This window comes from Pseudomonas sp. GV085, from assembly GCF_003050925.1.
Taxonomy (GTDB): domain Bacteria; phylum Pseudomonadota; class Gammaproteobacteria; order Pseudomonadales; family Pseudomonadaceae; genus Aquipseudomonas.
This window is the reverse complement of sequence record NZ_QAOV01000001.1, coordinates 159714-180111: the sequence shown is the minus strand read 5'-3', so window position 1 is coordinate 180111 and position 20398 is coordinate 159714. Positions and strand designations below refer to the sequence as shown.

The window sequence follows — 20398 nt, the reverse complement described above, 5'->3', positions numbered from 1 at the left end:
TGATCCCATGAAGCTGTCCCACCCTTTGCTGTTAACACTCGGCACGCTGATGTTAAGCGCGCTCACACTACAGGCCCGGGCGCTCGCCGATGAATGCCAGCTCACCCTGAGTCAGTCGGTGCTCGATTACGGCTTGATGAATCGGGCGATCCGCGCCAATGCCCCCGGAGAGCGATCCCTGGGCGAGCGCCGCCTGAGCCTGAACCTGAACTGCGCACAACCCACCGACATGACCCTGTTCTACCGCGCCATGGCGGCGACCGCCGAGCGCTTTCGCTTTGCCGAACACGGCAGCTATGCGGTGCGCATGGGTGACGCGGTGCTCGATGGGCAACCGGTGGACCTGGGCCTGATTTCCGCCGTCGGCCAGGTACCCGAAGCAGCCGCATCGAGTGTGCTTTGGCGACCGCAGCAAGCGATCGTTCCGGTTCGCGGTGGAGTGGCAATACAAGGGCAAAGTCTGTCGGCGCAACTGGAACTGACAGCCTGGGCGCAGGAAAAAGCGTCGCAGGTACGTGACGCCGTTGTCTGGGAAACCACCGGCCTGTTCGATGCGGTCGCCACCGGACGCTCAAGGGAGATAACCCTGCGCGCCAGTTTCGCACCCGCCGCGTGCAACGTGGAACTGTCCAATGGCGGTCTGGTGGATTTCGGCCGGTTATCAAAAAACGACCTGAACCCCGACAGGAACACCCGATTGCCACCCAAGGATTTAACCCTGCGGGTCGGTTGCGATGCTCCGACACAATTTGCCCTGGTCATGCATGACAACCGCTCAGGCACGGCGACGGTCAACAGCGAGATTTACTACGGACTGGGTCTGGATAACCGCAGCAACAAGATCGGCCTGTACTCCTTGAATGTCGATCCGGCCAACGCCAGCGCGGACAGCTTTGCCCGCGTGTATCGAACCGACTCCACCACCCAGGGCGTGGCCTGGAGCACTTCCAGTTCGAACCCCATACCGATCGCCCGGAAAAGCTACCTGGGCTTTACCGACAGCGCCGCCAGTACCGCGGGGCCGGCCTCGATCCAGAACCTCACAACCACGGTGACGGTCGATGCCGTCATTGCCCCCACCGCCAGTCTGGACCTGAGCACCGCCGTTCACCTCGACGGCTCAGCGACGATCGAATTGCTTTACCCGTAACACCCATCCTGCCTTGTTGGACCCCAGGTGCAATCACGCGCTCCGGGCCATTCAAGGTCAACAACAGTAGCAAGGAAGTTTCACCCATGAAAAAGTACTTCGCAGCACTCACCACAACGGCACTGATCAGCGCCGCGCCTTTTGCACTCGCAGCGTCGAGCACTGACCTGACGGTTACAGGCCTCATCACGCCAGTCGCTTGCACGCCGACCTTCACCGGTGGCGGTGTCATTGATATCGGCAAGATCTCGTCAGGAGACCTTAATGAAGACCGCAATACGCTGGTTGGGACACATCCAATTCAACTGGTCGTATCCTGTGATGCTTCAGCCAAGTTCGCATTGAATCCAATTGACAATAAAGACGGCACATCTTCGGGTGATTGGTTTGGCCTCGGTCTGACCCCTGCCGACGAACCGTTGGGCTACTTTTTCCCCAAAGTCCTGCAAGTCAAAGACGGGACAACTTCGCTGGATGCAATCAAATCAAAGGACGGCGGATCGACCTGGGAGAAGGCAACCGATGCTCAAGCGGGATATCTCCTGTCCGTTGCCGCTACTGGCGGCACCGCACCGATTGCAGCTGAAGTTGTCACCTTTGATTTTGAGGTTGAAACCTATATCGCCCGCGCCGACTCGCTGACCTTGACCGACGAAGTCACCATTGATGGCTCCGCGACGTTCGAAGTGAAATACCTCTAACGACCAAGACGCTGAACCGTTCGCTGCCTGAATGAACGGGCGGTTCAGCACCTATGCCTTCTTCTCAAAAAGGAATTTACCGATGAAGCGTATCCCTACAGCCCTGACGGCAGCGCTGTTGCTGAGCACGACTTGCGCCCTGGCCGCCTCTACCGCCGATATGACTGTCAACGGCATCATCACTCCGGTCGCCTGCACGCCGATTTTTTCCAATAACGGTCTTGTCGACTACGGAAAAATATCCCGGCAGGACCTGAACGTCGACAAAAGGACGCAACTGCGTGACCAATTTCTTGACCTCAACATCAGTTGCAACGCTGTGGCCCGTTTCGCGTTGATCATGCGGGACAACCGGGAAGGCTCGGCCATCGTCAACAGTGAGATCTATTACGGGCTGAATTTCGACCGCAGCAACAACAGGATTGGCCTGTTTTCGTTGCACTTCGATCCCGTCAGAACCGTAGTGGACGCTTGGCCTGAAGTCTATCGAACCGACTCCACCACTGGAGGACGGGCGTGGAGTACATCCAGGTCCAGCCCCATACCGATTGGCGCCCAAAGCTATCTGGGCTTCACCGATGTGGCCGGCAGCACCGCAGGCCCTGTCGCGATTCAGAACCTGAGCAGTCGGGTCACGATCGTCACGGTCATAGCCCCCACCTCAACACTGGACCTGAGTGACGATGCAACACTCGACGGCTCCGCGACCCTGGAGGTTCTCTATCTATAGGTGTGCATCGCGATTACATTTTCTCACTGCTGACCTGCACATACAGCGCCCGCCCGGCACCGAGCCCGGCGATGATCGCACCCAGGCCAATGACGCCAAAAATCCAGCCCACGGCCGTCCAGCCGCCGGTCCAGTCATGCACGATACCGACCGCGAACGGCCCCATGGACGCCAGGGTGTAACCGAAGCCCTGGGCCATGCTCGACAGGTTCGCCGCCACATGGGAGTCCCGCGAGCGCAGCACAATCAGGGTCAACGCCAGGCTGAACGTGGCGCCCTGCCCCAACCCGAGTACGATCGCCCAGCCCCACAAGCCATCGATCGGTGCATACAGGCAACCGAACAGACCGCCGAGCGTCAGCACCATCACAATCACGATCGCCAGGCGCTGATCCTTGCCGCGAGTCGCCAGCCATGGCGCGGCGAGGGAGCTGACCAGTTGAACGATCACCGAACCCGACAGCACCAGCCCGGCCTGGGTCGGGGTCAGGCCGCGCCCGATCAGAATCGACGGCAACCAGCCGAACACGATGTAGGCCAGGGACGATTGCAGGCCCATGTACAAGGTCACCTGCCAGGCCAGCGGGTCACGCAATAGTCCCCGAACGCGGTAGGCAACATGGTGCGCTCCGTGTTTCTGGCCGACTTGCGGCAACCAGAACAGTGCCGCCGCAAATGCCGGAATGACCCAGAAGCCGAGACCCAGCGCCCAGCTTTTGTCGAAATGCTCGCTCAGCGGCACCGTCGCACCCGCCGCCATCGCCGCGCCCAGGCATAGGGCCATGGTGTAGACGCCGGTCATGGTTCCGGCCTGTTTCGGGAAATCGCGCTTGACGATGCCCGGCAGCAAAACGCCGATCACGCCGATGCTGGCACCGGCGAGCACGCTACCGGCAAACAGGCCGATTTCACCGAACGAACTGCGCAGGATGATCCCGCCCGCCAGCGTCAGCAGAATCCCCAATACCACCCGCTCGGCGCCGAAGCGTCGGGCCAACACCGGTGCAAGTGGCGCGAACAACCCCAGGCAAAGCACCGGCAGCGTTGTCAGCAGACCGGCCTGGGAGGCTGTAAGGCCAAGGGATTTCGACACCTCACTGAGCATCGGCGCCATGCTCGACAGCGCCGGGCGCAGGTTCAGCGCCACAAGTATCAGACCCATCAGCAACAGCCATGGCCGGCGCAAAACCGGGTGAGTTTGCTGGACCTGTTCGTCATCCGCCTCGGCGTCGATCAGCAGCTCTTCCAGCTCTGCCGAGCGTTTGGCAACTGTGGATAAATCACTGCGGTGCATGGACTTTTCGGTTTCAAGGTTCATTGATCAACTGCCTCGACAGGGCTTTGGCCCGTTCCGGGTCGCGTTGTTCGACGGCATCGAGCAATTCGATGTGCAGGTCGAACACTTCCTGGCGGCGCGGGACGATGCTCAGGGTCTGGCGCAACTGCGCGCCGACGATGCTGGAGAAATAGCGATACAACTCGCTGAGGGTCGGGTTATGCGCGGCGTCCACCAAGCGGCGGTGAAACACCAGATCGCAGGCGATGTAGGTGTCGAGATCACCGTGGTAGTGGCTGCCGCTGACACCCAGCGCCTCGCGCAATGCCACCAGGTCTTCATCGGTTCGGCGCATGGCTGCCAGGCCGACGGCCTCGACTTCAAGGATGTGCCGGGTTTCCCGGGCCTGCTCAAGGGAGCAACGGGACAGCGCCTTCAAGGTATCGAGCGGATCGATCACCGCGCGCAGGTAACTGCCGTCGCCCTGACGGATTTCGATCAACCCGGAAAACGCCAACACGCGCATGGCTTCGCGCACGGTATTGCGGCTGATGCCCAGTTCGGCCGACAACTCAGGCTCGGTGGGCAACCGCTGACCCACGACCCAAACGCCTTGGTTGATACGCAGGCGCAATTGGTCGAGGGCCTGATCGACCAGGGATCGTTTCACTATTGGGGATATTTCAGACATTGAATTCGCCCTCTCATCCAATCATAGGATGAATTTTCTGACATGGTAGTCAGCTTCATCCGAGAGAGCAAGGCGATCCCTGTAGGAGCGAGCCTGCTCGCGATGGGCGTGAACGATGGCGCGTTCTATCTGGACACTGCGTTGCCGTCACATTCATCGCGAGCAGGCTCGCTCCTACAGGGTCCCAAATTCCAGGCAAAAATAAACCCGGAACTCGGTCCGGGTTTATTTCAGTGCCTGGGTTCGATCAATGCAGGATCTGGCTCAGGAACAGCTTGGTGCGATCATTCTGCGGGTTATCGAAGAAGTCGTTCGGCGCCGCCTGCTCGACGATTTCACCCTTGTCCATGAAGATCACGCGGTTGGCCACGGTGCGGGCGAAGCCCATTTCGTGGGTTACGCAGAGCATGGTCATGCCGTCTTCGGCCAGGCCGATCATGGTGTCGAGTACTTCCTTCACCATCTCCGGGTCGAGCGCCGAAGTCGGTTCGTCGAACAGCATGATTTTCGGTTTCATGCACAGCGCGCGGGCAATCGCCACACGCTGCTGCTGACCGCCGGACAGTTGCCCCGGGAATTTATGCGCCTGTTCCGGAATGCGTACGCGTTCCAGGTAGTGCATGGCAATTTCCTCGGCCTTGCGCTTGGGCATCTTGCGCACCCACATCGGCGCCAGGGTGCAGTTCTGCAAAATGGTCAGGTGCGGGAACAGGTTGAAGTGCTGGAACACCATGCCGACTTCACGGCGGATCGCCTCGATCTGCTTGAGGTCGTTGGTCAGCTCTACGCCATCGACCACGATGCGGCCCTGCTGGTGCTCTTCCAGTCGGTTGAGACAGCGGATGGTGGTGGACTTGCCGGAACCCGACGGCCCGCACAGCACGATACGCTCGCCCTGCTTGACGTTGAGGTTGATGTCTTTGAGCACGTGGAACTGGCCGTACCACTTGTTCACGCCCTGCATCTGAATAATGCCTTCAGGGCTCACAGGCTTTTTGATTGCTTCGCTCATTGGAGAACTTCCTAAATTAGGTAGCGACTTAGCGCTTGTGGCCTGTGTCGAGCTTGCGTTCCAGATGCATGGAATAGCGCGACATACCAAAACAGAAAATCCAGAACACCAGGGCGGCGAACACATAGCCTTCGGTGGCCATGCCCAGCCATTTCGGATCGGCAGCGGCTTGCTTGACGCTGTTGAGCAGGTCGAACAGGCCGATGATGATCACCAGGCTAGTGTCCTTGAACAGCGCAATGAAGGTGTTGACGATGCCGGGGATCACCAGCTTCAGGGCTTGCGGCAGAATCACCAGGCCCATGCTGCGCCAGTAGCCCAGGCCCATCGCGGCAGCGGCTTCGTACTGACCTTTTGGAATCGCCTGCAGACCACCGCGCACCACCTCGGCCACGTAGGCCGACTGGAACAGGATCACGCCGATCAGCGCCCGCAGCAGCTTGTCGAAGTTCATGCCTTCGGGCAGGAACAACGGCAGCATCACCGAGGACATGAACAGCACCGTGATCAACGGCACGCCGCGCCAGAACTCGATGAAGGTCACGCAGACCACGCGAATCGCCGGCATGTTCGAACGACGGCCCAGGGCCAGGACAATCCCCAGCGGCAGCGCACCGGCGATGCCGACGGTGGCGATCACCAGGGTCAGCATCAGGCCGCCCCATTGACTGGTCGCCACGCTGGTCAGGCCAAAAATGCCGCCATTCAGCAGGAAGTAGGCAAAGACCGGGTACAGCACCAGGAAGCCCAGCCCGTACACCGCTTTATGATGAAAGCGCGAGATGAACAACGGCGCCACGCCGACGATCGCCAGCCACACCGTCAGGTCCACGCGCCAGCGCAGTTCAGGCGGGTAGTAGCCGTACATGAACTGGCCGAAACGCTGCTGGATGAACACCCAGCAGGCGCCTTCCTTGGTGCAGTCGGCGCGGGTCGTACCCACCCAGTTGGCGTCGAGAATGGCCCAGCTCAGGATCGGCGGAATCACCAGGTAAATCAGATAAAACGCAAACAGGGTCAGCAGGGTGTTGAGCCAGCTGGAGAACATGTTCGCGCGCATCCACGCCACCACGCCTATGCTGCGGCCCGGTGGAGGCATGTCGGGTTTGAAAGTATGAGTGCTCATGCGCTTTTCCTTACCGCTCGATCAGCGCAATGCGCTTGTTGTACCAGTTCATCAGCAGGGAAATGCTGATACTGATCGCCAGGTACACGCTCATGGTGATCGCAATCACCTCGATCGCCTGCCCGGTCTGGTTCAGCACCGTACCGGCAAACAGCGAGACCATTTCCGGATAACCGATACCGGCTGCCAGCGAAGAGTTCTTCGCCAGGTTCAGGTATTGGCTGGTCAGCGGTGGAATGATCACGCGCAGGGCTTGCGGGATGATCACCTTGCGCAGGGTCGGACCGTTACGCAGCCCCAGCGAGTGCGCCGCTTCGGTCTGGCCATGGCTGACCGACTTGATGCCCGAGCGCACGATCTCGGCGATAAACGCCGCGGTGTACACGGTCAGGGCCAGGGTCAGCGCCAGCAGTTCCGGGATCAGCACCCAGCCACCGACGAAGTTGAAGCCTTGCAACTTCGGCATTTCCCAATGCAATGGTGCGCCGAAAATCAGTGCACACAGCGCAGGGATGACCAGGAACATCGCCAGGCCCACCCAGAACTTGTGGAACGGCACACCGGTGGCTTCGAAGCGCTTGGTCGCCCAGCGGCTCATCAGCACGATGGCGACGATTGCCACCACGACGCTGGCTACAAACGGCCAGAATCCATCCGCCATCAGAGCGGCGGGCATGTTCAGGCCGCGGGCGCTGACGAAGAAGGTGTCGCCGAAGTTATGGCTGTTGCGCGGCCCCGGCATGGTCAGGAATACCGCGAAATACCAGAACAGGATTTGCAGCAGTGGCGGAATATTGCGGAAGACTTCCACATACACCGTCGCTACCTTGCTGATGATCCAGTTCTTCGACAGCCGTGACACGCCGACGATGAACCCGAGGATCGTCGCCAGGATCACGCCGATGAAGGTCACCAGCAAGGTGTTGAGCAGGCCGATGACAAACACTCGGGCATAGGTGTCCGATTCGGTGTAGTCGATCAGGTGTTGAGCGATGCCGAAACCGGCACTGCGCTCCAGAAAGTCGAAACCGGAGGTAATGCCCCGGTGCTGAAGGTTGGTCTGCGTGTTATCGAACAGATACCAGCCCATCGAGACCACCGCGACAATGGTGATGATCTGGAATAGCCAAGCACGCACGCGTGGATCGCTGAGGCTGAGCCTTTGCTTTGGTGCGCCGATTGAATTTTGCATGAAGTGCCCCGCAAATAATGGAACAGAACATCACCCGGTGGTTGGCCCACCGGGTGATAGAACCATCAGCGCACTGGTGGTGCGTATTGAATGCCGCCAGCGTTCCACAGAGCGTTCAGCCCGCGGTCGATTTCCAGCGGAGTGCTCTTGCCGAGGTTTTTCTCGAACACTTCGCCGTAGTTACCCACTTGCTTGACGATCTGCACGACCCAGTCTTTCTTCACTTTCAGGTCTTTGCCGTATTCACCGTCGGTACCCAACAGACGGGCAACGTCCGGGTTCTTGGTGCCCTTGGCTTCGGCTTCGACGTTCTTCGAAGTGATGCCGGCTTCTTCAGCGTTGAGCATGGCGAAGCCAGTCCAACGCACGATGGCCAGCCACTCGTCGTCGCCATTACGCACGACCGGGCCCAGAGGTTCCTTGGAAATGGTTTCCGGCAGAACCACGTAGTCCTTCGGCGAGGCCAGCTTGCTGCGCTGGGCGAACAGCTGGGATTTGTCGGAGGTCAGTACGTCGCAACGACCGGATTCCAGCGACTTGGCGCTTTCGTCGGAGGTGTCGAAGGTGATTGGGGTGTACTTCAGGCCGTTGCCGCGGAAGTAGTCGGAGACGTTCAGTTCGGTGGTGGTACCGGCCTGGATGCAGATGGTTGCACCGTCCAGTTCCTTGGCGCTCTTGACGCCCAGCTTGTTGTTTACCAGGAAGCCGATGCCGTCGTAGTAGGTGATGAAGCCTGGGAATTTCAGGCCCATGCCGGCGTCACGGGAGCTGGTCATGGTGGTGTTGCGCGACAGGATGTCGATTTCGCCGGATTGCAGCGCGGTGAAGCGCTCCTTGGCGTTCAACTGGCTGAACTTGACCTTGGTCGCGTCGCCGAAGACCGCCGCCGCTACTGCGCGGCAGTAGTCAGCATCGATACCCACGATCTTGCCGGTGGAATCCGGAACCGAGAAGCCTGGCAGGCCATCGCTGACGCCACACTGCACGAAACCCTTCTTCATCACTGCATCCAGGGTTGCACCCGCCTGGGCAAACCCGCTGACACCGAGCACCGCGGCTGCAGTCACGATAGCCAGGGTGGATTTCAACATCTTCATTCAAACCTCCAGTTTTGCTCTTGTTGTGTCGGAGCGTGAGTCCTGTCGCACCCTTTTGAGGCGTAGTCGACCCGTGTTGGTTTTTTTTGGGGTCAACCGACGTAAGACGTTAGCTATGTGTCTAGTAGGAGAAAATCCACATCATGGAAAACTCACTCTCACCAGTCGGCCGAACGGGGCTGTAGCCCTTTCACGTTCGCGAAGCCCCGTAGCGGCCCTTGGCGAACATCCATCACCGGATTCATTGCTATCCCACAGTCGGCAGTACACTGATAGTGTTACCGCCGGGCGCGAGATGTGTTGCACCGCTTCTCCATAGCAAAGCCCGTACCACACCGCCCGCGGAAGCGCTTCAGCTGCAGGTCAATAGCAAAACTTGTACCCTTGCGACATCTTCTTAACGGATCAACCTGACGCGCACTTGGATCACGCACTTAATGAGCGCGCACGCACAACATTGGAGCAGCCATGACCAACCCCTTGATTCTTGAACCCGTCAAGACCGCAGACGCCTGCGTCATCTGGCTGCATGGCCTGGGCGCCGACCGCTATGACTTCCTGCCGGTGGCCGAAGCGCTACAGGAAAGCCTGCTGAGCACCCGCTTCGTTTTGCCCCAGGCACCGAGCCGCGCCGTGACCATCAATGGCGGTTACGAGATGCCGAGCTGGTACGACATATTGGCCATGAGCCCGGCGCGCGCGATCAATCGCGAACAACTTGAAGAGTCCGCCAACTGGATCATCGAATTGATTGAGGCGCAGCGAGCCTGCGGAATAGACGCCTCGCGGATTTTCCTGGCAGGTTTTTCCCAGGGCGGTGCCGTGGTGTTCCACACCGCGTTTCTGAAGTGGCAGGGACCACTGGGTGGCATCGTTGCCCTTTCTACTTATGCACCGACCTTCGGCGATGAACTGGAGTTGTCCGCCAGCCAGCAGCGCATTCCGGTGCTGACGATGCACGGCCAGTATGACGACGTGGTGCAAAACTCGATGGGACGCAGCGCCTACGAGCATTTGAAGCTGCGTGGTGTCACCGTGACATGGCAGGAATACCCAATGGGTCACGAAGTGTTACCCGAAGAAATTCGCGACATCGGCACCTGGCTCGCCGAGCGCTTGCGCTGAGCGTTCCGGATTAAAAGCGCCCTTTGATCCATCCCCCTACGCCGCGCCCGGTTCTTGCATTACACTGGCCGGCGTACATTCCTTAACCAATTGATGAGATGACCGTGCTCAAAGCACTCAAGAAAATGTTCGGTAAAAGCGAGACTGAGCAACTCGCGCCTGTTCCCAGCGCTGCGTCTCACGCTCCCGGCCACCGCACCGACGGTAATCAGTCTGAACGGGCCGCCCCCACCGCGGCACCCAAGCATGAGCCGAAGACCGCACAAACTGCCCAGCCTGCGGCGATAACCCCCCCGGAAGAACCACGCAGCGAAACGCCGAAACCCGCCAAACCGCGCCGTGAACCCAAGCCGAAGGCGCCGGTCATCCCATGGAAACTCGAAGACTTCGTCGTCGAACCCCAGGAAGGCAAAACCCGCTTCCACGATTTCAAACTCGCCCCTGAGCTGATGCACGCCATCCAGGACCTGGGCTTCCCGTATTGCACGCCGATCCAGGCCCAGGTGCTGGGCTTCACCCTCGCGGGCAAAGACGCCATCGGCCGCGCCCAGACCGGTACCGGCAAAACCGCTGCGTTCCTGATCTCGATCATCACCCAGCTGCTGCAAACCCCGCCGCCGAAAGAGCGCTACATGGGTGAGCCGCGGGCACTGATCATCGCACCGACCCGCGAACTGGTAGTGCAGATCGCCAAGGACGCCGCCGACCTGACCAAGTACACCGGCCTCAACGTCATGACCTTCGTCGGCGGCATGGACTTCGACAAGCAACTCAAGCACCTCGAAGCCCGCCACTGCGACATCCTCGTGGCCACACCGGGCCGTCTGCTGGACTTCAACCAGCGCGGCGACGTGCATCTGGACATGGTCGAAGTGATGGTACTGGACGAAGCCGACCGCATGCTCGACATGGGCTTCATCCCGCAAGTGCGCCAGATCATTCGCCAGACGCCACCGAAGTCCGAGCGTCAGACGCTGCTGTTCTCCGCGACCTTCACCGAAGACGTGATGAACCTGGCCAAGCAATGGACCACCGACCCGTCGATCGTCGAGATCGAAGCGCAGAACGTGGCCAGCGAAAACGTCGAGCAGCACATCTACGCGGTGGCCGGTGCCGACAAATACAAACTGCTCTACAACCTGGTCAACGACAATGGTTGGGAGCGGGTGATCGTGTTCGCCAACCGCAAGGATGAAGTGCGACGCATCGAAGAACGCCTGGTGCGCGACGGCATCAACGCCGCGCAACTGTCCGGCGACGTGCCGCAGCACAAGCGCATCAAGACCCTGGAAGGTTTCCGCGAAGGCAAGATCCGCGTACTGGTGGCCACCGACGTGGCCGGCCGCGGCATCCACATCGACGGCATCAGCCACGTGATCAACTTCACCCTTCCGGAAGTGCCGGACGACTACGTGCACCGCATCGGCCGGACCGGTCGTGCTGGCGCCGACGGTGTATCCATCAGCTTTGCCGGTGAAGACGACTCCTACCAGCTACCGTCCATCGAAGAACTGCTGGGACGCAAGATCAGCTGTGAAACGCCACCGACGCATCTGTTGCGGGCAGTTGAGCGCAAGCGTCCTCATTAAGCGACGCTGAAAAGACAAGCGCAGCCGGAAACGGACTGCGCTTTTTTTTCGCCCGGCTTTTTTTCAACAGGAGCTTGCTGTAGATATCTAAAAGTCCATAATAGACAAATTAGTTTACTTCCAGCTCCGGAGCAGGCCATGTCCAGTACGCCCCAAGTGATCCCCCAAGCCCAGGCTCGCGAGCTACTGGCGCAGATCGATGTACCGCAGATCCTGCGCAAACTGTTCCGCGACCTGGCCGCCGGGCAAGCAGTGCAACCGGCGCAGCAGCTGGTGGAATTTCCCCAGGGCGCCGGCGACTTCATCAATTACCTGGGCGTGTTGGCCGAAGACGGCGTGTACGGGATCAAGACTTCGCCGTACATCGTCCGTGAACAGGGGCCATTGGTGACGGCATGGACACTGCTGATGTCGATGCAAACCGGCCAGCCGCTGTTGCTGTGCGATGCGGGCGAACTGACCACGGCCCGCACCGCCGCGACCACCGCCGTGGCGGTCGACGCCCTCGCGCCGCTCACAGCCAGGCGCCTGGCCATCATCGGCAGCGGCAAAGTGGCCCAGGCGCACCTGCATTACGTGAAAGGCCTGCGCGACTGGCAGAGCATCAGCCTGTATTCGCCGAGCCTGAGCAAAGATGCCGAAACCGTGAGCCTGCTGAAAAACATCGAGCCACGCCTGAACATCGTCGACAGTCGCGAAGCTGCTGTCCAGGACGCCGACGTGATCATGCTCTGCACCTCGTCCGCTGGCCCTGTGATCGACCCGTCTCACTTACGCAAACCGGCGCTGATCACCTCCATCAGTACCAACGCGCCACGCGCCCACGAAGTGCCGCCGCAGAGCCTCAATGACATGCAGGTGTTCTGTGACTATCGCCTGACCACCCCGGGCTCGGCCGGTGAAATGCTGATCGCCGCCGAACGGCACGGCTGGGACAAGGGCGCGATCGTCGGCGACCTGCCCGATCTGGTAAGCGAGAAAGTACAGCGCCCCGGCTACGACCGACATGTTTTCTTCCGCTCGATTGGCCTGGGCCTGGAAGATATTGCGCTGGCCAATGCGATCTATCGCCTGCAGCACTAACCCCCCCTGTAGGAGCGAGCTTGCTCGCGATGGTGTGTCAGTCGACACAGTGGTGCCTGATCCACCATCGCGAGCAAGCTCGCTCCTACAAGGGTACCGAACCATTGGCATCGCGCGTTATCAGGAGACGTTCATGAGCCAGGCAGATTTCATCATCATCGGCGGCGGGATTGCCGGCGCTTCCACCGGTTTCTGGCTGTCGCAGCACGGCCGCGTGATCGTGCTCGAACGCGAATCCCATCCGGCCTATCACTCCACCGGCCGGTCGGCTGCGCTGTACACCGCAGCCTACGGCACCCCGCAAGTTCGCGCATTGACTCTGGCCAGCCGGGACTTTTTCGACAACCCGCCCAGCGGTTTCTGCGAACACCCGCTGCTGACCCCGCGTGGCGAAATGACCGTGGACTTCACCGGTGACCCGGACGAGCTGAACAGGCAATACCAGAGCGCAAAAACCACGGTGCCAGAGATGCAATTGCTCGGCGTCGACGAGGCCTGCGCGTTGGTGCCGATCCTGCGTCGGGAAAAGGTCCACGGCGCCATCTACGACCCGACTGCCAGCGACATCGACACCGATGCCCTGCACCAGGGCTATTTGCGCGGTATCCGCCGCAACCAGGGCGAAGTGCATACCGACAGCGAAGTCGTCAGCCTGAGCCGCGACGGCCAAAGTACATGGCATGTCCAGACCGGCAGCCAGACGTTCAGCGCGCCGATCATCATCAACGCCGCCGGCGCGTGGGCCGACAAGATCGGCGAACTGGCCGGCGCCAAGCCGCTGGGCCTGCAACCCAAACGCCGTGCCGCGTTCATCTTCGCCGGCCCCGAAGGCGTGGACATCCACCATTGGCCGATGCTGGTCAGCCTCGACGAATCCTTCTACATGAAACCCGACGCCGGGATGTTCCTCGGCTCGCCGGCCAACGCCGACCCGGTCGAACCCCACGATGTGCAGCCCGAAGAGCTGGACATTGCCATGGGCATCTACCAGATCGAAGAAGCCACGACCCTGACCATTCGCCGCCCGACCCGCACCTGGGCCGGCCTGCGCAGCTTCGTCAGCGACGGCGACTTGCTGTCCGGTTTCGATCCACAAGTGCCGGGGCTGTTCTGGGTCGCGGCACAGGGCGGTTATGGCATCCAGACCTCGCCTGCCATGGGCCTGGCCAGCGCAGCACTGGTGCGCGGTGCAGCGTTGCCCGAGTCACTTGGCCGTTTCGGCCTGAATGCCGAAATGCTCTCCCCTGCCCGCCTCGGCTGATCCTGATCCTGATCCTCAGGTGACGCGCCCACACGATTACGGCACACTTTCAGAGCCCCTTTGATGGGGCGCTGACGCTGCCTGGAGTTCCACTGTATGAACGCCCCCGAAAAAGACTCGGTCCCGAACACTGCGTCGCTGGATAACTTCCGGGCGATCGCCGATGCCATCGCCACACTGTTCTTTCCCCACGCCGAAGTGGTGCTGCACGACCTGCGTACGCAAAAGGTCGACTACATCGCCAACAACCTGTCCAAACGGGAAATCGGCGACGACTCGGCGCTGGAAGACATGCTCAGCGACGATGTCAGCGAACGAAACATCGGGCCGTACGAAAAGCTCAACTGGGATGGTCAGAAGATTCGCAGCCTCAGCACGGTGCTACGCGACAGCGAGGGTCATCCGCTGGCGGTGCTGTGCATCAACCTGAACATTTCGTTGTTCGAAAATGCCAAGGCCGCTTTGGACCTGTTCCTGTCGCCGACCAAGCTGATCCCGCAACCGGATTCACTGTTCCGCGATGACTGGCAGGAACGGATCAACACTTTCCTCCACGCCTGGCTGCGCGAACGCCAGCTGAGCCTGAATCTGCTGACCCGCGACCACAAGCGTGAACTGGTGCTGGCGTTGCACGCCGAAGGTGCGTTCAAGGGCAAAAGTGCGTCGAACTACGTGGCCAATGTGCTGAACATGGGCCGGGCGACGGTGTACAAGCATTTGAAGGAATTGAAGGGCTAGGCCCTGAGATTTGTATTGTTTGATCTGGCCTCATCGCGAGCAGGCTCGCTCCTACAATGGATCGGCGTACACCGTACCCTGTAGGAGCGAGCCTGCTCGCGATGGCGGACCATCAGTCGCCGTAGATGTCGGACTTGAAATACTTGTCCGAAATCTTCTGGTACTCACCATTGGCACGAATACCATCGATAGCCGTGTTCAGCTCGCTGACCAGTTCGGTATTGCCCTTGCGCACGGCAATCCCGGCACCCTCGCCCACATATTTCGGATCTTTCAGCTCCGGCCCGACAAAGGCGTAACCCTTGCCACGGGGCATCGACAGGAAATCATTGAGCGGAATAGTGTCGGCAAAAATCGCGTCGAGGCGACCGGCGGCCAGGTCCATGTAGATTTCTTCGTTGTTGCTGTAGCGCTTGACGTTGATGCCCTTGGGCTCGAACACCTCGGTGGCGTAACGGTCGGTGGTGGTGGCGCGCTGCACGCCGACGGTCTTGCCCTTGAGGCTGGCGTACTGGTCATCCACCACCGCGCCATCCTTCATCACCAGACGCGACGAAGTGAAATAGTACTTGTGGGTGAAGTCCACCGACTTCTTGCGGTCTTCATTGATGGTCATGGACGACAGCGCCATGTCGATTTTCTTCACCTTCAGGGAAGGAATCAGACCGTCGAACTCACCTTCCACCCACACACACTTGGCCTTCATCTGTGCGCACAGGGCATTGCCGATGTCATAGTCGAAACCGACGATTTCGCCTTTGTCGGTTTTCGAGGCGAACGGCGGGTAAGCGGCTTCAATGCCAATGCGCAGGGTTTTCTCGGCGGCGAATACAGAACTGCACGCCAACAGGCTCAAGGCCAGACCGGTGATGAGGGGGAACTTCTTCATGTTCGTTTTCTCGCGGTTGTTGTTGGTTTGGCAAGACAGAAGAAAAAGCTGAAACGGGTGGAAATCTTTTTTGTACTTATAATTCCATACTGGACTTTTATGTATAAATCGTCAATGAGGCAAATGCAGCCCGTTCCGGCCGGTGGTCGGGTGGTGGTTCATCAAGAATTTTGCTGATGCAGATGACGCCATCGCGAGCAGGCTCGCTCCTACATTTGAACTGTGAACACAGATCTACTGTAGGAGCGAGCCTGCTCGCGATAGCTTAATCAGAGACGCCGCAGAAACTACTGTTTCCAGCGATCCGCCGCCGCATGATCACTGTCACGCCCCTCGACCCAGCGCGGCCCGTCGCTGGTGTTTTCTTTCTTCCAGAACGGCGCACGGGTTTTCAGGTAATCCATGACAAAGGCGCAGGCGTCGAATGCCGCCTGACGATGGGCGCTGGCCGCGCCGACGAAGACAATCGGCTCGCCCGGTTCCAGGGTGCCGACGCGGTGCAGCACTTCCAGCTTGAGCAGCGGCCAGCGCTGCTCGGCCTCGGTGGCGATCTTGCCGAGGGCTTTTTCGGTCATGCCGGGATAATGCTCGAGGAACATCCCGGCCACATCGAGGCCGTCGTTGAAGTCGCGCACATAGCCGACAAAACTCACCACCGCCCCCACGCCGACGTTGGCGTCGTGCATGGCGTTGACCTCGGCACCCGGGTCGAACGGCGTGGACTGCAAGCGAATGGCCATGGTTCAGCCTCCGGTCACAGTCGGGAAGAACGCCACTTCATCGCCCTCGCTGACCGGCTCGTCGAGCTGGCAGAGGTCTTCGTTGCGGGCGCACATCAGGTTTTGCTCGCTCAACACCTCGGCACCGTCACGCTGGGCCAACAGTGCGCGGATATCGTCAACGGTGGCGAAATCGCCTTGAACCTTCACCGAGTCCACACCCAGCGCTTCACGATAACGAGCGAAAAACTTCACGGTAACGTTCATGGCTGCTCCGCCTGGAAATGACCACTCTTGCCACCGACCTTCTCCAGCAGACGCACGCTTTCGATGGTCATGCCGCGGTCCACGGCCTTGCACATGTCGTAGATGGTCAGCGCGGCGACACTGGCAGCGGTCAACGCCTCCATCTCGACACCAGTCTGCCCGGACAGCTTGCAGCGCGCCACGATGCGCACCGAATCGTCGCCTTCGGCACTGAGCTCGACCTTGACGCCGGTCAGCATCAGCGGATGGCACAGGGGAATCAGATCGCTGGTTTTCTTCGCTGCCTGAATGCCGGCAATGCGCGCCACGGCAAACACATCACCCTTGGGGTGGCCGCCACTGACGATCATCTGCAGGGTTTCGGGCAGCATGCGCACCAGCGCTTGGGCGGTCGCCTCACGGAACGTCACGGCTTTTTCAGTGACGTCGACCATGTTGGCGCGACCTTGGGAATCGAGATGAGTCAGCACGGGATTACTCCTGATCAGGAGCGTCGATTGTAAACCTGCAGGTCAAATTTCCGCACGCACGATTGTCGGCTTGCCGCAGTCCCTGTAGGAGCGAGCTTGCTCGCGATGGTGTGTCAGTCTACGCAGCGTTGCCTGATCCACCTTCGCGAGCAAGCTCGCTCCTACAGAGAATTTGTGTCGGGCATAAAAAACCGGGCGGCTGTAGGGCCGCCCGGTTCCGATGGACAGTTACAAATGCGATTCGGCGTATTCGGCCAGGATCGAGCGTGGTACCCCTTGCAGGGTGATGTGCACCCCGTTCGGGAAGTCCTTGAAGCGTTCAGTGAGGTAGGTCAGCCCGGAGCTGGTCGCGGACAGGTAAGGGGTGTCGATCTGCGCCAGGTTGCCCAGGCACACCACTTTGGAACCGGCGCCGGCACGGGTGATGATGGTTTTCATCTGGTGCGGCGTGAGGTTCTGGCATTCGTCGATCAAAATCAGGCTCTGCTGGAAGCTGCGGCCCCGGATGTAGTTGAGGGATTTGAACTGCAACGGCACTTTGCTGAGGATGTAGTCGACGCTGCCATGGGTGCTTTCGTCATCCATGTGCAAGGCTTCGAGGTTGTCGGTGATGGCGCCCAGCCACGGCTCCATTTTTTCCGCCTCGGTGCCGGGCAGAAAGCCGATTTCCTGGTCCAGGCCCTGCACGCTGCGGGTGGCGATGATGCGGCGATAACGTTTGCTGACCATGGTCTGCTCGATCGCAGCGGCCAGCGCCAGGATGGTTTTACCCGAACCCGCGGCACCCGACAGGTTGACCAGGTGGATGTCCGGATCGAGCAAGGCGTACAGCGCCAGGCTCTGATAGATATCACGCGGTTTCAGGCCCCAGGCCTCCTGGTGCAGCAGCGGTTCCTGGTGCAGGTCGAGGATCAGCAGGCGGTCCTCTTCGATCTCCTTGATCCAGCCGACAAAGCCCTGTTCATCAATGATGAATTCATTGATGTGCACCGCCGGCAAGTTGTCGATCAACTGCACCTGATGCCAGGTGCGGCCGTGGTCCTGACGGGTTTCGACCTTGCTCACGCGGTCCCAGAAAGAGCCGGTCATGTTGTGGTAGCCGTTGGGCAGCAAGGACACGTCGTCGACCAGTTGGTCGGTGCTGTAGTCCTCGGCCTCGATCCCGCAGGCGCGCGCCTTGAGGCGCATGTTGATGTCTTTGGTGACCAGCACCACGGGCTTTTTCGGGTCGCGCGCGTGCAGGTCGATCAGTTGGTTGATGATTTTGTTGTCGTTCAGGTGCTCGGGCAGAATCAGATTCGGCTCGGCATTCCTGATCATCAGAATTGACAGCAAACCCTTGGGTCCGCTTTTGCCACGCTGGATCGGCACACCCTGCTCGACGTCCTCGGGTGAGGCATCGCCCAGGGTCTTGTCGATCAGGCGGATGGCCTGGCGGCATTCGGCGGCAACGCTGTGATGCCCGCTCTTGAGCTTGTCGAGCTCTTCAAGCACGGTCATCGGGATCGCGACGTGGTGTTCTTCGAAGTTGAGCAGCGCGTTTGGATCGTGAATCAATACGTTGGTATCGAGTACATAAAGGATTGGCTGGTTGGAAGAAGAGCTACGTCCGTGATCATCCATACTCGGTCACCTTTGTGGGAGCCATTCGACGCAATACCTTGACGGTGCTGCGCCTCGAAGTGACTGCCGAATACACCTGCGGGGACTCAAGTGTTCTGCATACATGCGGGGTCTTGGAAGACGCCACCTGTGTTGCAGGTTTCGGCGGTCTGTCTTCGTAATACTCCAAAACGTATGACAGAAAAAAGTACTTTGACGCTTTTTTGAAGTTTATTTTTCAGAATGACCAATAGCACTTGGCGGACTGCCATCACCCGTTTACAGTCATAAGTCGACCTGCAACGAATCCCCTTCCAAAATCGCCAAAAACCCGATGTTTACGGGGTTTTGCCGTTTTCAGCGAAACGCATCCTGGCAATCTTCCCAGCCGATTCCGACAGGCGCCGTTTGCGTGACCAGCCACGGCAACGCCGTTTTCACCCCCTCCTGTTTCACATTGAAATTGATCACGCCGTGCCGCCACAGCAGCATCAGGGTCAGCACCCGTTGCGCACTCGGGCTGCCCTTGAGTTTGCCGGCGCCGTCCTGGGCGTCGATGTCCCACAGCGCGACCTGCAGACCCTGAGCCTTGAAGAAGCCTTCGGCATCGGAACGGCGCTGGCCATCCGGCGGACGGAACAGTGGCACGTAGTTCTCCGGCAGCTTGCTTTTGACCAGTTCGGCGCTGCGGCGCACCGAGTCCTGCCAGTCCTGCCAGTGGCTGTGGGAGCGGAATTCCCAGCCTTGTACGCCAATGCACTGGGTCGAGTAGGTCGCTTGCAGGTTACTCACCGAATGCTCGGCCAAACGGGCCTGGATGTCCTTGCCGAGGACGAAGAACGTCCCGCTCAGGTTCGACTTGCGCAGGTACTCGGTGACCCAGGCGGTGTTATCCGGCGCGGCATTGGCAGCGCTGTCGAAAGTCAGCAGAAACAGCCGGTCATGCATCCCATCGCCGCTGCGCTCATAGTCGCCAAAACGATCGACTTCGCTGCTGGTTTGCGGGAACAGCGCGGCCTTGCGCAACTGCTCGTCCAGGTATTGGGCGTGAAACACACGGCTCGGCTCGGCCCACTTGATGTAGTAGCTGTCCGCGCTGACGTGGAACCTGGCGGCCTGTTCGTGCAGGGTCGGCATGTCGTCGACCAGAAAACAGAAGGAGGCATCCTGGTCGCAACTCTGTTGGGCGAAGTTGTAGTTGGCCAGCAGTCGTTGCCACAGACGCTGGCGAACCCGGTTGACCGACTCCAGATTGATCGTGCGCAGGCCCAGGCGCTGGGCCAGGGCGGGTTCATCCAGCGCCTCGCTGGCCAACAGCACACTGGAAAACATGAGGATCTCGGCCCTCGACGCCACGTCGAACAGTGTCGGGTTGCCGAGCTTTTCTGGCCAGGTGCTGCGATCGAGCGTCGCCACATCGCCCGGTGCCCCGAGGGCGCCGAAGCTCAACAGCCAGATCGAGATGAGAAAAGCGATACGCAATGGGATGTCTCCGTAACAAAACCCGCGCGGCACTATATCCCGGGAAGATCAAAAGATCGCAGCCTACGGCAGCGCCTACGCGATCCGGTTCCATTTTTGAGCCAACCCGGTCCCGTAGGAGCTGTCGAGCGAAGCGAGGCTGCGATCTTGCCCCATGACACCACCGATCACCTATCACGCTCATAGCTGGAGTCAACA

At 59.9% G+C, this 20398-nt stretch carries 20 protein-coding genes; 8 read left to right on the top strand and 12 right to left on the bottom strand.

The window, feature by feature from the left end; all coding sequences use genetic code 11:
• The first annotated feature begins 7 nt into the window (after window positions 1–7).
• The 3 genes from C8K63_RS00845 to C8K63_RS00835 all read left to right on the top strand — a co-directional run bounded on the left by C8K63_RS00845 (window position 8) and on the right by C8K63_RS00835 (window position 2581).
• Window positions 8–1150, top strand: coding sequence for a DUF1120 domain-containing protein (locus C8K63_RS00845; protein ID WP_108214970.1), 1143 nt, complete (start codon window positions 8–10; stop codon window positions 1148–1150).
• An 86-nt stretch (window positions 1151–1236) separates the two neighbouring features.
• The gene (locus C8K63_RS00840) at window positions 1237–1851 is read left to right on the top strand and encodes a DUF1120 domain-containing protein (RefSeq protein WP_108214969.1); all 615 of its coding nucleotides are present in this window, start codon (window positions 1237–1239) and stop codon (window positions 1849–1851) included.
• A gap of 82 nt (window positions 1852–1933) precedes the next feature.
• Window positions 1934–2581, top strand: a complete 648-nt coding sequence (locus C8K63_RS00835) for a DUF1120 domain-containing protein (RefSeq protein WP_108214968.1) — start codon at window positions 1934–1936, stop codon at window positions 2579–2581.
• 13 nt (window positions 2582–2594) lie between these two features.
• Here the strand turns inward: C8K63_RS00835 and C8K63_RS00830 are convergent, their stop codons facing one another.
• The 6 genes from C8K63_RS00830 to C8K63_RS00805 all read right to left on the bottom strand — a co-directional run bounded on the left by C8K63_RS00830 (window position 2595) and on the right by C8K63_RS00805 (window position 8975).
• Window positions 2595–3899: a CynX/NimT family MFS transporter gene (locus tag C8K63_RS00830; protein WP_108214967.1), complete on the bottom strand. Its 1305-nt coding sequence runs from the start codon at window positions 3897–3899 to the stop codon at window positions 2595–2597.
• Window positions 3889–4548: a FadR/GntR family transcriptional regulator gene (locus C8K63_RS00825; RefSeq protein WP_108214966.1), complete on the bottom strand. Its 660-nt coding sequence runs from the start codon at window positions 4546–4548 to the stop codon at window positions 3889–3891. Before C8K63_RS00825 ends, C8K63_RS00830 begins: the two co-directional genes overlap by 11 nt.
• 247 nt (window positions 4549–4795) lie before the next feature.
• The gene (locus C8K63_RS00820; protein WP_108214965.1) at window positions 4796–5560 is read right to left on the bottom strand and encodes an amino acid ABC transporter ATP-binding protein; all 765 of its coding nucleotides are present in this window, start codon (window positions 5558–5560) and stop codon (window positions 4796–4798) included.
• A gap of 28 nt (window positions 5561–5588) precedes the next feature.
• The gene (locus C8K63_RS00815) at window positions 5589–6686 is read right to left on the bottom strand and encodes an amino acid ABC transporter permease (protein WP_108214964.1); all 1098 of its coding nucleotides are present in this window, start codon (window positions 6684–6686) and stop codon (window positions 5589–5591) included.
• A 10-nt stretch (window positions 6687–6696) separates the two neighbouring features.
• Window positions 6697–7878 (bottom strand): amino acid ABC transporter permease, encoded by a 1182-nt coding sequence (locus C8K63_RS00810; RefSeq protein ID WP_108214963.1) that lies wholly within the window; start codon window positions 7876–7878, stop codon window positions 6697–6699.
• 65 nt (window positions 7879–7943) lie between these two features.
• A complete protein-coding gene (locus C8K63_RS00805; protein ID WP_108214962.1) occupies window positions 7944–8975 on the bottom strand; it encodes an amino acid ABC transporter substrate-binding protein in 1032 nt (343 codons plus the stop codon).
• A gap of 468 nt (window positions 8976–9443) precedes the next feature.
• Between C8K63_RS00805 and C8K63_RS00800 the strand changes: the two genes are divergently transcribed.
• The 5 genes from C8K63_RS00800 (at window position 9444) to C8K63_RS00780 (ending at window position 14771) form a co-directional block, all read left to right on the top strand.
• Entirely contained in the window at window positions 9444–10100 is a 657-nt protein-coding gene (locus C8K63_RS00800; protein ID WP_108214961.1) for an alpha/beta hydrolase, read from the top strand.
• Between the two features lie 98 nt (window positions 10101–10198).
• Window positions 10199–11689, top strand: a complete 1491-nt coding sequence (gene rhlB / locus C8K63_RS00795) for an ATP-dependent RNA helicase RhlB (protein ID WP_108214960.1) — start codon at window positions 10199–10201, stop codon at window positions 11687–11689.
• Window positions 11690–11827: 138 nt separating this feature from the next.
• The gene (locus C8K63_RS00790; RefSeq protein ID WP_108214959.1) at window positions 11828–12772 is read left to right on the top strand and encodes an ornithine cyclodeaminase family protein; all 945 of its coding nucleotides are present in this window, start codon (window positions 11828–11830) and stop codon (window positions 12770–12772) included.
• Between the two features lie 133 nt (window positions 12773–12905).
• Complete coding sequence (locus C8K63_RS00785; protein ID WP_108214958.1) at window positions 12906–14033, top strand: FAD-binding oxidoreductase; 1128 nt, start codon at window positions 12906–12908, stop codon at window positions 14031–14033.
• A 96-nt stretch (window positions 14034–14129) separates the two neighbouring features.
• Window positions 14130–14771, top strand: coding sequence for a transcriptional regulator (locus C8K63_RS00780; RefSeq protein ID WP_108214957.1), 642 nt, complete (start codon window positions 14130–14132; stop codon window positions 14769–14771).
• A gap of 112 nt (window positions 14772–14883) precedes the next feature.
• Here the strand turns inward: C8K63_RS00780 and C8K63_RS00775 are convergent, their stop codons facing one another.
• The 6 genes from C8K63_RS00775 to C8K63_RS00745 form a co-directional block, all read right to left on the bottom strand.
• Window positions 14884–15660, bottom strand: coding sequence for an ABC transporter substrate-binding protein (locus C8K63_RS00775; RefSeq protein WP_108214956.1), 777 nt, complete (start codon window positions 15658–15660; stop codon window positions 14884–14886).
• Window positions 15661–15947: 287 nt separating this feature from the next.
• A complete protein-coding gene (moaE, locus tag C8K63_RS00770; protein WP_108214955.1) occupies window positions 15948–16400 on the bottom strand; it encodes a molybdopterin synthase catalytic subunit MoaE in 453 nt (150 codons plus the stop codon).
• A gap of 3 nt (window positions 16401–16403) precedes the next feature.
• Window positions 16404–16646, bottom strand: a complete 243-nt coding sequence (moaD, locus tag C8K63_RS00765; protein ID WP_108214954.1) for a molybdopterin converting factor subunit 1 — start codon at window positions 16644–16646, stop codon at window positions 16404–16406.
• Window positions 16643–17116 (bottom strand): cyclic pyranopterin monophosphate synthase MoaC, encoded by a 474-nt coding sequence (gene moaC / locus C8K63_RS00760; RefSeq protein WP_007972660.1) that lies wholly within the window; start codon window positions 17114–17116, stop codon window positions 16643–16645. Before moaC ends, moaD begins: the two co-directional genes overlap by 4 nt.
• A gap of 228 nt (window positions 17117–17344) precedes the next feature.
• Window positions 17345–18739 carry a PhoH family protein gene (locus tag C8K63_RS00750; protein ID WP_108214952.1) on the bottom strand — a complete coding sequence of 465 codons (1395 nt, stop codon included), beginning with the start codon at window positions 18737–18739 and terminating at the stop codon, window positions 17345–17347.
• Window positions 18740–19075: 336 nt separating this feature from the next.
• Window positions 19076–20200 (bottom strand): polysaccharide deacetylase family protein, encoded by a 1125-nt coding sequence (locus tag C8K63_RS00745; protein ID WP_108214951.1) that lies wholly within the window; start codon window positions 20198–20200, stop codon window positions 19076–19078.
• Window positions 20201–20398 lie beyond the last annotated feature (198 nt).

What these genes read in the sequence shown, in the direction of transcription:
- C8K63_RS00845 (WP_108214970.1), top strand. Translation starts at nt 8, where the DNA reads ATGAAGCTGTCCCACCCTTTGCTGTTAACACTCGGCACGCTGATGTTA.
- C8K63_RS00840 (WP_108214969.1), top strand. Translation starts at nt 1,237, where the DNA reads ATGAAAAAGTACTTCGCAGCACTCACCACAACGGCACTGATCAGCGCC.
- C8K63_RS00835 (WP_108214968.1), top strand. Translation starts at nt 1,934, where the DNA reads ATGAAGCGTATCCCTACAGCCCTGACGGCAGCGCTGTTGCTGAGCACG.
- C8K63_RS00830 (WP_108214967.1), bottom strand. Translation starts at nt 3,899, where the DNA reads ATGAACCTTGAAACCGAAAAGTCCATGCACCGCAGTGATTTATCCACA.
- C8K63_RS00825 (WP_108214966.1), bottom strand. Translation starts at nt 4,548, where the DNA reads ATGTCTGAAATATCCCCAATAGTGAAACGATCCCTGGTCGATCAGGCC.
- C8K63_RS00820 (WP_108214965.1), bottom strand. Translation starts at nt 5,560, where the DNA reads ATGAGCGAAGCAATCAAAAAGCCTGTGAGCCCTGAAGGCATTATTCAG.
- C8K63_RS00815 (WP_108214964.1), bottom strand. Translation starts at nt 6,686, where the DNA reads ATGAGCACTCATACTTTCAAACCCGACATGCCTCCACCGGGCCGCAGC.
- C8K63_RS00810 (WP_108214963.1), bottom strand. Translation starts at nt 7,878, where the DNA reads ATGCAAAATTCAATCGGCGCACCAAAGCAAAGGCTCAGCCTCAGCGAT.
- C8K63_RS00805 (WP_108214962.1), bottom strand. Translation starts at nt 8,975, where the DNA reads ATGAAGATGTTGAAATCCACCCTGGCTATCGTGACTGCAGCCGCGGTG.
- C8K63_RS00800 (WP_108214961.1), top strand. Translation starts at nt 9,444, where the DNA reads ATGACCAACCCCTTGATTCTTGAACCCGTCAAGACCGCAGACGCCTGC.
- rhlB (WP_108214960.1), top strand. Translation starts at nt 10,199, where the DNA reads ATGACCGTGCTCAAAGCACTCAAGAAAATGTTCGGTAAAAGCGAGACT.
- C8K63_RS00790 (WP_108214959.1), top strand. Translation starts at nt 11,828, where the DNA reads ATGTCCAGTACGCCCCAAGTGATCCCCCAAGCCCAGGCTCGCGAGCTA.
- C8K63_RS00785 (WP_108214958.1), top strand. Translation starts at nt 12,906, where the DNA reads ATGAGCCAGGCAGATTTCATCATCATCGGCGGCGGGATTGCCGGCGCT.
- C8K63_RS00780 (WP_108214957.1), top strand. Translation starts at nt 14,130, where the DNA reads ATGAACGCCCCCGAAAAAGACTCGGTCCCGAACACTGCGTCGCTGGAT.
- C8K63_RS00775 (WP_108214956.1), bottom strand. Translation starts at nt 15,660, where the DNA reads ATGAAGAAGTTCCCCCTCATCACCGGTCTGGCCTTGAGCCTGTTGGCG.
- moaE (WP_108214955.1), bottom strand. Translation starts at nt 16,400, where the DNA reads ATGGCCATTCGCTTGCAGTCCACGCCGTTCGACCCGGGTGCCGAGGTC.
- moaD (WP_108214954.1), bottom strand. Translation starts at nt 16,646, where the DNA reads ATGAACGTTACCGTGAAGTTTTTCGCTCGTTATCGTGAAGCGCTGGGT.
- C8K63_RS00750 (WP_108214952.1), bottom strand. Translation starts at nt 18,739, where the DNA reads ATGGATGATCACGGACGTAGCTCTTCTTCCAACCAGCCAATCCTTTAT.